This is a genomic window from Mycobacterium sp. URHB0044, assembly GCF_000620625.1.
Lineage (GTDB): Bacteria > Actinomycetota > Actinomycetes > Mycobacteriales > Mycobacteriaceae > Mycobacterium.
Genome location: NZ_JIAW01000001.1, coordinates 533,314 through 548,441 on the forward strand (window position 1 = coordinate 533,314; position 15,128 = coordinate 548,441).

Sequence of the window (15,128 nt, forward strand, 5' to 3'; positions counted from 1 at the left end):
AATGCTTATCAGGCGTTCACGACGGCGACGGTCACCGGGATGCCGTTGAGTGCGCCATTTCCGGACGGCTCGTCGAGGAACTCCGGCGGCGACAGCACGTTGGTGTTGACGCCAGGGGAGTCGTTGGCCACCGACATCCTGGTGCCGGGCTTGCCGTGCCCCCAGCCGTGCGGCATCGACACCACGCCGGGTTTGATCGCGTCGGTCACCTCGACCGGCACGTCGAGTCGACCGGCCGACGACGTGACCGTGACGACGTCGCCGTCGGCCACACCGCGCCGGTCGGCGTCGGCGCGGTGCATCAGCAGGGTGCACCGCTCCCTGCCCTTCATCAACGGTGCGACGTTGTGCAGCCAGGAGTTGTTGGACCGCAGGTGCCGACGGCTGACCAGGACCAGGTCGTCGGGTTCCCGCTCGAGCCGTGCGGCCAGCCGCGGCAGATCGTCGAGCAGGTACTGCGGCGCGAGCCGCACCTTGCCGTCGGCGGTGCCGAGGATGCCCGGCAGTTGCGGGACCATCGGCCCGTAGTTGATGCCGTCGGGTTGTGCCTTCAGTTTCTCCAGTGTCAGGCCGTCGGGATTCTCGCCGTAGCGGTCGCCGAAGGGCCCCGTGCGCAACGTGAGGTCCAGCACCCGTTCCGGGCCGCCGTGCTCGTAGTTCGCGCGGACCTGTGCGCCGTCGAGCCCTTGGGTGAACGCCATGTAGTCGAAGAAGCCGTCGTCGATCGCGGCGACGTCGACGTCCTCGGCGGGGGTGCCGGTGCACAAGCCCGTCAGGCGGATCAGGATCTCCCACTCCTCGGGACGGTCCGGGTCGTCGGGCGGGAACACCGGCGCCGAGTAGTTCGCGAAGCTGTTCACGGCGAAGTTCAGGATCAGATCGTCGTGATGCGCCTGCTCCAGCGGCGACAAGCCCGGCAGGATCACGTCAGCGTGCCGGGTGGTCTCGTTGAGCCACAGGTCGACGGCGATCATCGCCTCCAACTGCGGCAGCGCCTCGTCGAGCTGGTGGCCGCCGGGCGTGGACAGCACCGGATTGCCCGCGACGGTGATGAGCGCCTTGATCTGGCCCTCCCCCGGCGTCGCGATCTCCTCGGCCATGCACGACACCGGCACCTGGCCCAGCACCTCCTTCGCGCCGCGCACCCTGGTGCGAAACCGGCCGAACTCGGCGAGCCCGTCCTCGAGGCCGGGCTGAGGCTGCACGGTGACCGACCACGCCGCTGGCCGGGGGAACATCAACCCGCCCGGGGTGTCGAAGTGGGCGGTGAGGATGTTGACGACGTCCACCAGCCAGCTCGCCAGGCTGCCAAATTCCTGATTGCACAAGCCGATTCGGCCGTACAGCACCGCACGCGGCGTGGCCGCCAGTTCGCGGGCGAGTTCCCTGATCCGCGGGGCCGGTATGCCGGTGGCGTCGGCGACGCGTTCTGGCGTCCAGTCCGCGGCGACCTCCCGCATGCGCTCCACGCCGTCGAGGTAAGGCGCTGCGGTTCCGAGCGACACCAGGTCCTCGTCGAACAGGGTGTGCGTGATGGCCAGCAGCAGCGCCGCATCCGTGCCGGGGGTGATGGGCAGCCATTCGTCGGCGCGCGCCGCGGTGGCGGTGCGGACCGGATCGATGACGATCACCTTGCCGCGCTTGCGAATTCCGTCGACGATGCCCATCACGTCCGGCGCTGCGAGTAGCGAACCCTGCGACGCCGCGGGGTTGGCACCCATCACGACGAACAGATCGGTGCGTTGGATGTCGGGCACCGGGAACGACCACCAGCCGCCGTACATCAGGTGCGACGACAGATTCTTCGGCCACTGATCGACGGTGCCCGGCGAGTAGGTGATCGGCATGCCGGACATGCCCAGCAGCACACCGGCGTAACGCGCCAGCGAGAACGAGTGCGCCAACGGGTTGCCGGTGTAGGCGGTCACCGCACCGATGCCGTACTTCTCGATCACGGGCGTCAGCAGTTCCGTGCACCGCCGGAAGGCCGCGTCCCAGGTCACCTCCTGCCACTCGCCATCGACCTTGATCATCGGCCGGCGAATGCGGTCGGGGTCTTCGTGCACGGCGCCGAGCGTGGCGCCCTTCGGGCAGATGTGTCCTGCGCTCCAGGTGTCGTTGCGATTGCCGCGAATACTGGCGACCCGGCCGCCGTCGACCTGAATCTCCAAGCCGCACATGGCCTCACACAACGGGCAGGTGTAGAGGTGCAGGCCGTCCTCGCCGACGCCGGCCAGCTGCCTCGTGGATCCACTCGTCACCGAACGCCTCCCAATAATCTGTTTGTTGTGACAGACTGTAACGACTAATCGGCGGCGAGGGAGGCGATCGTGGAGACTGCTCCGGCACCACGGCACCGCCGTAAGGGCTCGCGCAGGGATCCCGCGATCGACGCGTCGGTGCTCGAGACCACGCGGCGCCTACTGGTGGAACGCGGCTACTCGGCGACGACGATCGACCTCATCGCCACCACGGCCGGCGTCAGCCGCCCGGCCATCTACCGCCGATGGACCTCGAAGGCCCACCTCGTGCACGAGGCCGCGTTTCCCGACCTGGGCCCGGAGGCGCCCGCCGACGAGTTCGTCGCCGAGATCGCCCGGCTGTGCCACGGCGCCATCCGGATGTACGGCGATCCGGTGGTCCGCGAGTCGATACCGGGACTGCTCGTCGACCTGCGCTCGGACCGCCGGTCACGCCGGGTGCTCAGCGACCGGCTGGAAGCCGCCGCGCGCAGCCGGCTCGCCGTGCGACTCGACGACGCGGTGAGCGACGGCGTCGCGAGATCGGTGGTCAGCGCGGACACCATCATGGACGCGATCGCGGGAGGCGCCTGGTACGCGGTGTGCGTGCGCCGGGTCAAGGACGTCGACCGGGCGGCCAGGGAACTCACGCAGCTGGTGCTGCGCGGCGTGCTGTCGTAGCGCCGCTCAGGCGGTCCGGCCGAGCATCGGAAGCAGCAGCCGGCGGCGGGCGCCGATCTCGTCGGCGAAGTGGTGTAGCGCCAGGGGCACCGAACTCGTGATGGTGACGGCGTCCTGGTCGCCGACGCCGAGCGCCTCGGCGAACTCACTGCTCGCGACGAGTGCCCACTCCACGTTGGTGGCAGCGCACCGGTCGTCGACGGCGTCGAGGATCGAACCGCAATCCCCGCGAAGCGAATAGACGCCACTGAGGTCGAGAACGAACGGCTTGTCGCCGAGGATGAAACGCCTGGCGAACTCCGTGACCCGCTCGAGGTTTCTCGCGTCGATGACACCCGTGACGCTGACCACGGTGGCCAGTTGACGGCAGTGCGCATGGATCTGGGCACCGTTGCAGTCGAACGCCGGGTTTCCGTAGCGGAACGTGGAAGCCATGGAACGCCTCATTTCGATGGTCGGCTGGTGCAACCTGACCTTGAAAGTAGCCCGCAAATCTAAGGCGTCCGGCAGCGGCGCCTAATACTCTGCTAAGAACGGACTTTCATACCGTCGTTAACGGACCGGCAACAGTTCGAGTCCGGTTTGCACGCCAGCCGTTCGGGGTAATCTCCTGGCCCTTCCGGCGTACCGATCCCCCACGACATCCCCGTCGACCCGGCCCATGCGGTGCACCACCGGGTTACCCTCTGCGCAAACCCCGAACCGCATTCACGAGATCGTCAGGACATGATTCGAGTCAGCAGAGTGGTGGCGACGGTCAGCGTCGCGTGTGTGGGATTGCTCCTCGCCGGCTGCTCGACGGTCACCGAGGGCCACGCGGTGTCCCCGCTCTACGACCCGTTCCGCGCCGGCGGTCTGCCCGCCGAGGACGGACCCAGCGGCATCCGTGCCGACGCCCCCGAACCGACCGGCGACGTCACCAACACCGACGGCGGAGACGTCGACAGGTTGACGCTGCTGGCCGTCAACGACGTCACCGATTTCTGGCAACAGAACTACAGCTCGTCGCTGAACGGCACGTTCGAGCCCATCGAGCGCCTCCAGTCCTACGACTCGAAGGATCCGTCGAGCCCGGCGATCTGCGGCACCGAGACCTACGACGAGCCCAACGCGTTCTACTGCCCCAGCCGCAAGATCATGGCGTGGGACCGGGGCGCGATGGTCCCCACCGGCCGCGACTTCTTCGGCGACGTATCCATCGGGGCGCTGATGGCCCACGAGTACGGGCACGCCGTGCAGCACATGGCGGGCATCGTCGACGACGACACCCCGGTCATCGTCAGCGAACAACAGGCGGACTGCTTTGCGGGCACGTACATCCGGTGGGTCGCCGAAGGCCAGTCGCCACGGTTCTCGCTCAGCACCGGTGACGGACTCAACCACGTCCTCGCCGCAGCGATCACCCTCCGCGACCCCATCCTCGGGCCGCAGGACACCGAGATGCTCGAAGAGGGTCACGGCACCGCATTGGACCGGGTCAGCGCCTTCCAAATGGGATTCGTCGGCGGCGCCCCGGAGTGCGCGAAGATCGACCTCGACGAGATCGAGGAACGACGCGGCGATCTGCCGATGGAACTGCCGCTGGACGACACCGGCGACGTGCAGAGCGGTGAGGTTCCCATCGACGAGGACACCTTGGACACGCTGATGGAGGTGCTCGGCGAGGTGTACAAGCCGAGCGCGGCGCCGACGTTGGCGTACGGCATCCAGCCATGTTTGGGCGTGCAGCCCAGCCCGCCGGCGACGTACTGTCCCGACAGCAACACGATCTCCGTCGACCTGCCCGCGCTACAAAAGCTCGGTGAGGCCGACAACGAGTCCAATTACGTTCTGCTGCAAGGTGACAACAGTGCGTTGTCCGTGTTGACGTCGCGGTACGCCCTCGCCATGCAACACGAGAACGGCGATCCCCTCGACACCCCCGTGGCGGCGTTGCGGACGGCATGCCTCACAGGGGTCGCGCAGCGCGCCATGGCCGATCCCTTGGAGCTGCCCAGCGGCAAGAGCCTGATGCTCACCGCCGGAGACCTCGACGAAGCCGTTTCGGGCCTGCTGACCAACGGGCTGGCCGCGAGCAACGTGGACGGCAAGACGGTGCCCGCCGGCTTCACCCGCATCATCGCCTACCGCTCAGGCCTGACCGGTGGTCGAGACCTCTGCTACAGCCGCTTCAAATAGCCTCTCGCCCTTCTCGCGGTCGATTCCTGCCAACCGCCGATCAGATGCTGCCACCGGAATTATCCCGTGTACCACCGTGTTTGAAGTATCAGACCGGCCGGGAAGGCCTCCCCACCGGCCGACAGGGCTTGAAGAACCGCGACCTTTCGGCACGGCTCGAACCGCGAGAAGAAGAAGGAAGAAACTCCCATGAAGAAGTTCGGATTCGCCACCATCATCGCCAGCGGACTGGTCGCAGGCGTCGTCGGCTTCGCCGCTCCCGCCGTACAGGCTGCCGTCGGCCCGGTGTCGTCGACCACCATCTCGGCCGACATCGACCACCACGTCTGGCTCGACCAGATTCGTCCTCAGGTCAATGTGCCGCAGGTCGACACCACGGTTCATCAGAGCCGCTGACCGCTCGACGCGAAGAGGGGCGCCCATCCGGGCGCCCCTCTTTCGTGTGACGAGTTCGCCGAGTCCGACGTCACATTCGCGCCATGCCTGTGATGGACGACGCCCGCCACGGGCTGAAAAGTGGCCGTGCGACGACGCATCACTGCCAACCGACGATCAGATCCTGCCAGTGGAATGATCCCGCTGACCTCGGCGTTTAAACAGTCAGTCCGGTCATAAGGGTTTACCAAATGGCCGACATGGGCTCCGAACCGCGGCCCTCCCGCCACGGATCGACCCACTCGAGAAGAAAAGAAGGAAGAACACCCCGATGAAGAAGTTCGGATTTGCCACCATCATCGCCAGCGGATTGGTCGCAGGCGTCCTCGGCTTCGCCGCTCCGGCCGCCCAGGCAGCTCCGCTCGTGCCGTCGATCATCCCGACCGGCATCGATCACCACACCTGGCTCGACCAGATCGGCCCGACCGTGAACGTGCCGCAGGTGGACACCACGGTTCACCAGAGCCGCTGACACACAAACCAAGAGAGGGGCGCCCCAACCGGGCGCCCCTCTTTCGTATCCAAACCCGCTTTCCGCGAAGTAAACCGCCTCTGCCGGAAGCGAATACGATGCCCCTCTCCACGGCACACCCGAAACCGCGCCCATGCGGGATACTGAGCCAATGCCTGATCGCAATGTGCTGGGTGGCCCCCTCGAACCATGCGGCACCGAACCCCTCACGGGCTTCTACCGCGACGGCTGCTGCTCGACCGGACCCGAGGACCAGGGCCGCCACACCATCTGCGCGGTCGTGACCGGAGAGTTCCTGGAACACCAACGCTCGATCGGCAACGATCTGTCGACGCCCATGCCGCAGTACCGCTTCCCCGGTCTGACGCCCGGCGACCGCTGGTGCGTCACCGCGGGCAACTGGCTTCGAGCCCAGCGCGACGGCTACGCCGCTCCGGTCGTGCTCGCCGCGACGCACGAGCGCACCCTCGAGGTAGTGACGTTGGAGGAACTGCGGGAGCACGCCGTCGACGTGCCCGACGACCTGGGCAGCCTGTGAACGTCGGCCCGTGCTGACGCCAACCTGAAGAATCCGACTCGCGAGGGGAACACCATGTCCGACAGCCCGATCGACGTCGCCAAGACCTTCGTAGCGCACTGGAACGCCAATCGCGTCGAGGAGGCCCTCGCCATGCTCTCCGAGGACGTGCTGTACGACAACGTGCCATACCCGGACATCAAGGGACTCGAGGCCGTTCGCAAGTTCCACCTCGACTTCGGGATGGGCACGACCTTCCGCGCCGACTGGAAGATCGTGAACATCTGCGCCACCGGCAACGTCGTCCTCAACGAGCGCGTCGACGAATTCCACCACTCGAGCGGCGCCGTGATTTCGCTGCCGGTCATGGGCACCCTCACCGTCGTCGACGGCAAGATCACCGTCTGGCGGGACTACTTCGACTCTGCCGCGATGGAGCGGCAACTCGAACAAATCGGGGCCTAGCCCTACTACCGCTGGCTGGTCCCGGCCAAGACCGCCGAAACACAAAGGTCACGAACCCTTTTGAGTTCGTGACCTTGGTGGCTACGGTTCACCGAACCGCGTGATTGTGGGCGAAGGGGGACTTGAACCCCCACGTCCCGAAGGACACTGGCACCTGAAGCCAGCGCGTCTGCCATTCCGCCACTCGCCCCAACAACCGGGGAAGACTATCACGCACACCGGCCCACTCCCCAACCGTGCAGATCGGGCTGCTGGGAATCCGCGAGTCACCCCTGACCTGCCGTGATCCGATTCTCAGAGTTCTGTGTGTCCCGCTCTGACGTGGATGGCCGATACCATGAAGGAAGCATCGAGGCTTTACGACACGCTGGCCTCGGACCATCCGGACGACGACGAGCGAGGTAGGCGGTGACATGGGTCTTGTCGGCCGCTTCGAACGCAAGCTGGAGTCCACCGTCGGTGACGCGTTCGCACGGGTCTTCGGCGGGGCGATCGTGCCGCAGGAAGTCGAGGCGATCCTGCAGCGGGAGGCGGAGTCCGGCGTACGGGAAGTGGGCGGCGGCCACATTTTGGCACCCAACGACTACGTCATTACCCTCAGTGTGCCGGATTACCAAAAGGTGAGCGCGGACCCGGACCTCAGATCGACCACTTTTGCCAGATACCTGGAGGGTTACATCCATGATCAAGGGTGGCAAACGTATGGTGAGGTGGTCGTCAGATTCGAACCGTCACCGAACCTGCACACTGGCCAGTTCCGCACACGTGGATCGGTCAACCCAGACTCGACCAGCGGCGACCCCGCCCAGGAAGCACGAGACCGCGCGTACACCGCAGAACCAGGAGTACCCCCAATGAGCGACAACCCGAGCTACCGCGGCGGCCAGGGACAAGGGCAGCCCGGCGACGAGTACTACGACTACGGCCAGCATGGTGACGACCAGCGCGGTCAGCAGCCGCCGCCCCCCGAGCAGGGTGGTTATCCCCCGCAGGGCGCGCCGGCGCCCGGTTACCCGCCGCGGCAGGCACCCTACGAGCAGGGCGGCTACGGCGCCGAGCACGGCGGCTACCCGGACCAGGGTTATCCGCCGCCGCCGTCGTACGAGCAGCGCCCGCCTGCCGGTTACGGTCCTCCCCCGGCTGCCGGGGGCTACCCCGATCAGGGCCACCGCCCCGCGCCCGGTGGCTACGGGCCGCCGCCCGCGGCTCCTCCCGCCGGCTACGGCCCACCCCCAGGCGACTACGACTACGGCCGCCCGCCTGCCGCTCCGCCGCGCCACGACGACTACGGCAGGCCCGAGGCGCGCCCGTCCTACCCGGATCAGGGCGGCTACCCGGACCAAGGTGGCTATCCGGACCAGGGCGGATACCCCGACCAGGGCGGTTACGGCGACGGCGGATACGGCGCACAGGGCTACGCCCGGCAGGACTACGCGCAGCCGCCCGGCTACGACTACGGCCAGCCGCCCGCGCAGCCTGCCGGGTACGGCGACGGTGGCTACGGCCAGCCCGGTTACGACTACGGCCAGCCGGCCGCAGCGCCTGGCGGATACGGCGGCGCCGGTTACGGCGTCGCGGGTGCGAACGTCACGCTGCAGCTCGACGACGGCAGCGGTCGCACCTACCAGCTGCGTGAGGGCGCCAACGTCATCGGCCGCGGCCAGGACGCGCAGTTCCGGCTGCCGGACACCGGTGTGTCACGTCGGCATCTGGAGATCCGCTGGGACGGCCAGGTCGCCCTACTGTCGGACCTCAACTCGACGAACGGCACCACGGTCAACAATGCGCCGGTTCAGGAGTGGCAGCTGGCCGACGGCGACGTGATTCGCCTGGGCCACTCCGAGATCATCGTCCGCGTTCACTGAGGACTCGGGCCGGTCACAGCCCGGGTGCAAGCTGTTCGCTTCACCCTCATGCCCATCAGCGCCCAAGTATCGTGACGTTGCCGAAGGTAGCCGAGCCCGGAGTGCAGCCGGTGGCGCCGACGCGACGACTACGGGACGGTGACGGAGAGGACGTCGGATGCAGGGGCTAGTTCTGCAGCTGACGCGTGTCGGTTTCCTATTGCTGCTGTGGCTGTTCATCTGGTCGGTGCTGCGAATCCTTCGCACCGATCTCTACGCACCCACCGGCGCCGTGATGGTCCGGCGCGGCCTGGCGCTGCGCGGCACGCTGCTGCCGAATCGACAGCGTCGTCACACCGCTCGCCAACTCGTCGTCACCGAGGGCGCGCTGGCAGGCACCCGGATCACCCTGGGGGCGCAGCCCGTGCTGATCGGCAGGGCCGACGACTCCACGTTGGTGCTCACCGACGACTACGCCTCGACACGGCATGCACGCCTGTCACAGCGGGGCACGGAATGGTACGTCGAGGACCTAGGATCGACCAACGGTACATACCTCGACAGGGCGAAGGTGACGACGGCGGTTAGGGTTCCGATGGGAACGCCGGTTCGAATCGGCAAGACGGTAATCGAGCTGCGCCCGTGACACTCGTCCTCCGGTACGCCGCGCGCAGTGACCGCGGCCTCGTCCGCGCCAACAACGAAGACTCGGTGTACGCCGGGGCGCGGCTGTTGGCGTTGGCGGACGGCATGGGCGGCCATGCCGCCGGTGAAGTCGCCTCCCAGTTGGTCATTGCCGCCCTCGCGCATCTCGACGACGACGAGCCCGGCGGCGACCTCCTCAGCCAGCTGAACGACGCCGTGCACCAAGGCAACGCCGCGATCGCCGCTCACGTCGAAGCCGATCCCGAGCTCGAAGGCATGGGCACCACGCTCACTGCAATCCTGTTCGCAGGCAACAAACTTGGTCTCGTCCACATCGGTGACTCGCGCGGCTACCTGCTCCGCGACGGCGAACTCAGCCAGATCACCAAGGACGACACCTTCGTTCAGACGCTCGTCGACGAAGGCCGCATCACCGCCGAGGAGGCGCACAGCCACCCGCAGCGGTCGTTGATCATGCGGGCCCTGACCGGACACGAGGTCGAGCCGACGCTGATCGTGCGCGAGGCCCGCGTCGGGGACCGCTACCTGTTGTGCTCCGACGGGCTTTCGGACCCGGTCAGCCACGAGACCATCCTGGACGCGCTGCAGATCCCGGACGTGGCCGAAAGCGCGGACCGGCTCATCGAATTGGCGTTGCGTGGTGGCGGCCCCGACAACGTCACCGTGGTCGTGGCGGACGTCGTCGACTACGGCTACGGCCAGACCCAGCCGATCCTGGCCGGCGCCGTTTCCGGTGACGACGATCAGACCCTCCCGCCGAACACCGCAGCGGGGCGTGCTTCGGCGTTCAACCCGCGGCGCGTCCCCACCGGACCGCCGAAACGCCCTGCGACCGAACCGGAACCGCCGCGCAAGCCGCGGTCGCGCCGCAAGATGATCTACGCCGCCGTACTGCTCGTGCTCCTGGTGCTCGCCGGACTCGCGGTGGGCCGCATGATGATTCGCAGCAACTACTACGTCGCCGAACACGACGGCGCGGTCTACATCATGCGCGGCGTCCAGGGCTCGTTCCTCGGAATGCCGCTGCAGCAACCGTTCCGGGTCGCGTGCCTCGTCGGACGCAGCGACCTGAAGATCATCGGCGTCGACGATGACCGTACCGGCTGTCAATCGCTCAAGGTCGGCGATCTGCGGGAGTCCGAACGCGCACAGGTGTCGGCGGGTCTGCCCGCAGGCAGCGTCGACGACGCGATCCGGCAGCTCCAGGAGCTCGGTCACACGTCGCTGCTGCCGATCTGCGCGCCCCCAAAACCCGCGACGCCGACGCCCACCACGACGAAGGCCCCACCCCCACCGCCGCCCCCGACCTCGAGCGAGTCGGCCGCTCCCCCGCCCCCTCCGTCGGGTGAGCCCGAAACACCCACCACGTTGACCGCTCCCGCGCCGCCCCCGCCGCCGCCCACGCCGTCACCGACGGTGACGGCATTGCCTCCGCCACCGCAGGAGCCGGGTACCACCTGCCGGGCGGCGTCATGAGCACCCAACCGCAGCCCCCGGTGACCGTGGTGCCGCCAATGCCCAACCGGCGCAACGCCGAACTGTTGTTGCTCGGGTTCGCCGCGCTGATCACGATGGTGGCACTGCTCATCGTCGAGGCGAATCAGGAACAGGGGCTGAGCTGGGATCTGATCCAGTACCTGGTGGCCTACGTTGCGTTGTTCGCCGCGGCGCATCTGGCGATTCGACGCTTCGCCCCATACGCCGATCCGCTGTTGCTACCCGTCGTCGCGCTGCTAAATGGACTGGGGCTGGTGATGATTCACCGCCTCGACCTGGCCGCCGGTCCACTGGCCTCCGGTGCCGCCCGCGGGCCGAGCGCCAACCAGCAGATGCTGTGGACGCTGGTCGGTGTGGTCGCCTTCTCGCTCGTCGTGATCTTCCTTCGCGATCACCGCAGCCTGGCCCACTACGGCTACGTCTGCGGCTTGACGGGCCTGATCCTGCTGGCGATTCCCGCGCTGTTGCCGCGGTCGATGTCCGAGCAGAACGGCGCGAAGATCTGGATTCAGTTGCCCGGCTTCTCGATTCAGCCCGCCGAGTTCTCCAAGATCCTGCTGCTGATCTTCTTCGCGGCGGTCCTGGTGGCCAAGCGCAACTTGTTCACCAGTGCGGGTAAGCACTTCCTCGGCATGGATCTCCCCCGGCCGCGCGACCTCGCGCCGCTGCTCGCCGCATGGATTGCGTCGATCGGCGTGATGGTGTTCGAGAAGGACCTCGGCACGTCCCTGCTGCTGTATGCGTCGTTCCTGGTGCTGGTCTACATCGCGACCGAACGGCTGAGTTGGGTCCTGCTGGGGCTGGCCCTGTTCGCGGCGGGAAGCGTTGTGGCGTACCACGTGTTCTCGCACGTGCAGACGCGCGTCCAGACGTGGCTCGATCCATTCGCCGACCCCGACGGCGCCGGCTATCAGATCGTGCAGTCGTTGTTCAGCTTCGCGACCGGTGGCATCTTCGGCACCGGCCTTGGCAACGGCCAGCCCGGAACCGTGCCCGCGGCGTCCACCGACTTCATCATCGCCGCGATCGGTGAGGAGCTCGGTCTCGTCGGTGTCGCGGGCGTCCTGATGCTCTACACGATCGTCATCATGCGGGGGCTTCGCACCGCGATCGCAGTCCGCGACAGCTTCGGCAAGCTGTTGGCCGCCGGCCTGGCCTCGACGCTGGCGATCCAACTGTTCATCGTCGTCGGCGGGGTGACGAAGCTGATCCCGCTCACGGGCCTCACCACGCCGTGGATGTCCTACGGTGGCTCGTCGCTGCTCGCCAACTACGTGCTGCTGGCGATTCTGGTCTGCGTCTCGCACGCCGCCCGGCGCCCACTGACGGGGAAGCCGGCCAACAACACGCCGATCGCCGCCGCGAGCACGGAGGTGATCGGCCGCGTATGAACACTTCTCTGCGCCGCGTCGCGATCGCCATCATGGCGCTGATCGTGCTTCTGTTGGCCAACGCCACCCTGACGCAGGTCTTCACCGCCGACGGGCTGCGCTCCGACCCGCGCAACCAGCGCGTCCTGCTCGACGAGTACTCCCGGCAGCGCGGTCAGATCTCCGCGGGCGGCCAACTGCTGGCGTACTCGACGTCCACCAATGGGCACTTCCGGTTCCTGCGCGTCTATCCCAACCCGCTGGCCTACGCGCCGGTGACGGGCTTCTACTCGCTGCGCTACTCCAGTGCCGGACTCGAACGCGCCGAGGACACCGTCTTGAACGGCTCCGACGAACGGCTGTTCGGCAGGCGGCTGGCGGACTTCTTCACCGGTCGCGATCCCCGCGGCGGCAACGTGGCGACCACGGTGAACCCGCAGGTGCAGCAGGCGGCGTGGGACGCGATGGCCCAGGGCTGCAACGGCCCGTGCAAGGGCGCCGTGGTGGCGCTCGAACCCTCGACGGGCAAGATCCTGGCCATGGTGTCGGCCCCGTCGTACGACCCGAATCTGCTTGCCTCCCACGACATCGACGAGCAGTCCGCAGCGTGGCAGCGGCTGCGCGACGACGCGAACTCCCCACTGGTCAACCGGGCCATCTCCGAGACCTATCCCCCTGGGTCGACGTTCAAGGTGATCACCACCGCGGCCGCCCTGCAATCGGGCGCTACGGTGAACACCCAACTCACTGCGGCATCGCGAATTCCGTTGCCCGACAGCACCGCAACGCTGGAGAACTACGGCGGGTCGACGTGCGGAAGTGGTCCGACGGCCTCACTGCGCGATGCCTTCGCGAAGTCGTGCAACACGTCGTTCGTCCAGCTCGGCATCAACACCGGGGCCGACGCGCTGCGGAGTACGGCGCAGGCGTTCGGTCTCGACTCCGCTCTTGCGCCCATGCCCCTGCAGGTGGCCGAGTCCACGGTCGGTCCGATCAGCGATCCCGCCGCCCTCGGCATGTCCAGCATCGGGCAGAAGGACGTCGCGGTCACTCCGCTGCAGAACGCCATGGTGGCCGCCACGATCGCCAACGGCGGGGTCACGATGGCGCCCTATCTCGTTGCGGACTTGAAGGGCCCGGACCTGGCGAACATCGCCACCAACTCCCCCGTACAAGTGCGGCGGGCAGTGTCCTCCCAGGTCGCTACTACACTTACGGACCTGATGATTGGCGCCGAGCAGGCGACGCAGCAGAAGGGAGCAATCGCCGGCGTGCAGATCGCTTCCAAGACCGGTACGGCGGAGCACGGTACCGACCCGCGCAACACCCCGCCGCATGCCTGGTACATCGCCTTTGCCCCGGCCAAGGCCCCCAAGGTCGCCGTCGCAGTTCTCGTGGAGAATGGTGGCGACCGATTGTCCGCCACCGGCGGTGCGCTGGCCGCCCCCATCGGACGCGCCACGATTGCCGCGGCGCTGCGGGAGGGATCATGAGCGCGCGCGTCGGAGTGACGCTGTCCGACCGCTACCGGTTGCAGCGGCTGATCGCCACAGGCGGCATGGGCCAGGTGTGGGAGAGCGTCGACACCCGGCTGGGCCGCCAGGTCGCCATCAAGGTGCTGAAGGCGGAGTTCTCGTCCGATCCCGAGTTCGTCGAGCGGTTCCGCGCCGAGGCACGCACCGTCGCCATGCTCAACCATCCCGGCATCGCCAGCGTCTATGACTACGGCGAGACCGAACTGGACGTCGGCGAGGGCCGCACCGCGTACCTGGTGATGGAGTTGGTCAACGGTGAACCGCTGAACGCCGTCATCAAGCGCACCGGTCGGCTGTCGCTGCGGCACGCGCTCGACATGCTCGAGCAGACCGGCCGTGCACTGCAGGTCGCCCACACCGCCGGTCTCGTGCACCGCGACGTCAAGCCGGGCAACATCCTCATCACGCCGACCGGACAGGTGAAGCTCACCGACTTCGGCATCGCCAAGGCCGTCGACGCCGCGCCGGTGACGCAGACCGGCATGGTCATGGGCACCGCGCAGTACATCGCGCCGGAACAGGCCCTCGGCAAGGACGCCACCGCCGCCAGCGACGTCTACTCGCTGGGCGTCGTCGGCTATGAGTCGGTGTCGGGTCGCAGGCCGTTCACGGGCGACGGCGCATTGACCGTCGCGATGAAGCACATCAAGGAGCAGCCCGCTCCGCTGCCTGCCGACCTGCCGCCCAACGTGCGCGAACTGATCGAGATCACCCTGGCCAAGGAGCCCGGCCACCGGTACCGCTCCGGCGGGCCATTCGCCGACGCCGTGGCCGCGGTGCGCGCGGGGCGCCGGCCACCCCGGCCGAACCATGCGCCGACGATCGGCCGCGCCGCTCCTGCCGCGATTCCGTCGGTCACCCAGGCCCGCGCCGTCGCCGACTTCGGCAGCAGACCACCCACGGCCGCCCGTCCCCGCCCCGCGACCGGCAGTCATCGCACGCCGGTGCCGCAGCGTCGCACCTTCTCGCCCGGTCAGCGCGCCCTGCTGTGGGCGGCCGGGGTGCTGGGCGCGCTGGCCATCGTCATCGCAATCCTGATCGTGCTCAATGCCCAGGACCGCAAGGACAAGCAGTTGCCACCGCCGACGGTCACGAACACCACCGTCGTGCCACCGCCGCCTGCGTCCCCGGGTGCCATGCCGGAGCCGGGATGGATTGATCACGGATCGAACGGGAATGGTAGTGCCGACGACGCGGCCTCCATCCCTCCGGCTGCCCTGGAATAGAC

At 67.8% G+C, this 15,128-nt stretch carries 14 protein-coding genes and 1 tRNA gene; 12 read left to right on the forward strand and 3 right to left on the reverse strand.

What is annotated here, in order from left to right:
• Nucleotides 1-8: 8 nt before the first annotated feature.
• Nucleotides 9-2,261: a molybdopterin-dependent oxidoreductase gene (locus N536_RS0102570; protein ID WP_081809012.1), complete on the reverse strand. Its 2,253-nt coding sequence runs from the start codon at nucleotides 2,259-2,261 to the stop codon at nucleotides 9-11.
• A gap of 66 nt (nucleotides 2,262-2,327) precedes the next feature.
• On the opposite strand from N536_RS0102570, the gene N536_RS0102575 reads away from it, so the two are divergent.
• Nucleotides 2,328-2,921: a TetR/AcrR family transcriptional regulator gene (locus N536_RS0102575; RefSeq protein ID WP_029112175.1), complete on the forward strand. Its 594-nt coding sequence runs from the start codon at nucleotides 2,328-2,330 to the stop codon at nucleotides 2,919-2,921.
• Between the two features lie 6 nt (nucleotides 2,922-2,927).
• Here the strand turns inward: N536_RS0102575 and N536_RS0102580 are convergent, their stop codons facing one another.
• On the reverse strand, nucleotides 2,928-3,356 hold the full coding sequence (locus tag N536_RS0102580; RefSeq protein WP_051574182.1) for a hypothetical protein: 429 nt from the start codon (nucleotides 3,354-3,356) through the stop codon (nucleotides 2,928-2,930).
• A gap of 291 nt (nucleotides 3,357-3,647) precedes the next feature.
• Between N536_RS0102580 and N536_RS0102585 the strand changes: the two genes are divergently transcribed.
• The 5 genes from N536_RS0102585 (at nucleotide 3,648) to N536_RS0102605 (ending at nucleotide 6,988) form a co-directional block, all read left to right on the forward strand.
• Nucleotides 3,648-5,099, forward strand: a complete 1,452-nt coding sequence (locus N536_RS0102585; protein WP_029112177.1) for a neutral zinc metallopeptidase — start codon at nucleotides 3,648-3,650, stop codon at nucleotides 5,097-5,099.
• Nucleotides 5,100-5,288: 189 nt separating this feature from the next.
• A complete protein-coding gene (locus N536_RS0102590) occupies nucleotides 5,289-5,495 on the forward strand; it encodes a hypothetical protein (RefSeq protein WP_029112178.1) in 207 nt (68 codons plus the stop codon).
• Nucleotides 5,496-5,805: 310 nt separating this feature from the next.
• Nucleotides 5,806-6,006 (forward strand): hypothetical protein, encoded by a 201-nt coding sequence (locus N536_RS0102595; protein WP_029112179.1) that lies wholly within the window; start codon nucleotides 5,806-5,808, stop codon nucleotides 6,004-6,006.
• Between the two features lie 151 nt (nucleotides 6,007-6,157).
• Complete coding sequence (locus N536_RS0102600) at nucleotides 6,158-6,544, forward strand: DUF2237 family protein (RefSeq protein ID WP_036435015.1); 387 nt, start codon at nucleotides 6,158-6,160, stop codon at nucleotides 6,542-6,544.
• Nucleotides 6,545-6,598: 54 nt separating this feature from the next.
• Nucleotides 6,599-6,988, forward strand: a complete 390-nt coding sequence (locus N536_RS0102605) for a limonene-1,2-epoxide hydrolase family protein (RefSeq protein WP_029112181.1) — start codon at nucleotides 6,599-6,601, stop codon at nucleotides 6,986-6,988.
• Between the two features lie 107 nt (nucleotides 6,989-7,095).
• Here the strand turns inward: N536_RS0102605 and N536_RS0102610 are convergent.
• Nucleotides 7,096-7,178, reverse strand: a tRNA-Leu gene (locus N536_RS0102610).
• 223 nt (nucleotides 7,179-7,401) lie between these two features.
• On the opposite strand from N536_RS0102610, the gene N536_RS0102615 reads away from it, so the two are divergent.
• The 6 genes from N536_RS0102615 to N536_RS37235 all read left to right on the forward strand — a co-directional run bounded on the left by N536_RS0102615 (nucleotide 7,402) and on the right by N536_RS37235 (nucleotide 15,126).
• On the forward strand, nucleotides 7,402-8,853 hold the full coding sequence (locus tag N536_RS0102615; protein ID WP_029112182.1) for an FhaA domain-containing protein: 1,452 nt from the start codon (nucleotides 7,402-7,404) through the stop codon (nucleotides 8,851-8,853).
• 157 nt (nucleotides 8,854-9,010) lie between these two features.
• Entirely contained in the window at nucleotides 9,011-9,478 is a 468-nt protein-coding gene (locus N536_RS0102620) for an FHA domain-containing protein (protein WP_029112183.1), read from the forward strand.
• Nucleotides 9,475-10,974 carry a PP2C family serine/threonine-protein phosphatase gene (locus N536_RS0102625; protein ID WP_029112184.1) on the forward strand — a complete coding sequence of 500 codons (1,500 nt, stop codon included), beginning with the start codon at nucleotides 9,475-9,477 and terminating at the stop codon, nucleotides 10,972-10,974. Before N536_RS0102620 ends, N536_RS0102625 begins: the two co-directional genes overlap by 4 nt.
• A complete protein-coding gene (locus N536_RS0102630) occupies nucleotides 10,971-12,386 on the forward strand; it encodes an FtsW/RodA/SpoVE family cell cycle protein (RefSeq protein WP_029112185.1) in 1,416 nt (471 codons plus the stop codon). Before N536_RS0102625 ends, N536_RS0102630 begins: the two co-directional genes overlap by 4 nt.
• Entirely contained in the window at nucleotides 12,383-13,858 is a 1,476-nt protein-coding gene (pbpA, locus tag N536_RS0102635; protein WP_029112186.1) for a D,D-transpeptidase PbpA, read from the forward strand. Before N536_RS0102630 ends, pbpA begins: the two co-directional genes overlap by 4 nt.
• Complete coding sequence (locus tag N536_RS37235) at nucleotides 13,855-15,126, forward strand: protein kinase (RefSeq protein WP_051574183.1); 1,272 nt, start codon at nucleotides 13,855-13,857, stop codon at nucleotides 15,124-15,126. Before pbpA ends, N536_RS37235 begins: the two co-directional genes overlap by 4 nt.
• Nucleotides 15,127-15,128 lie beyond the last annotated feature (2 nt).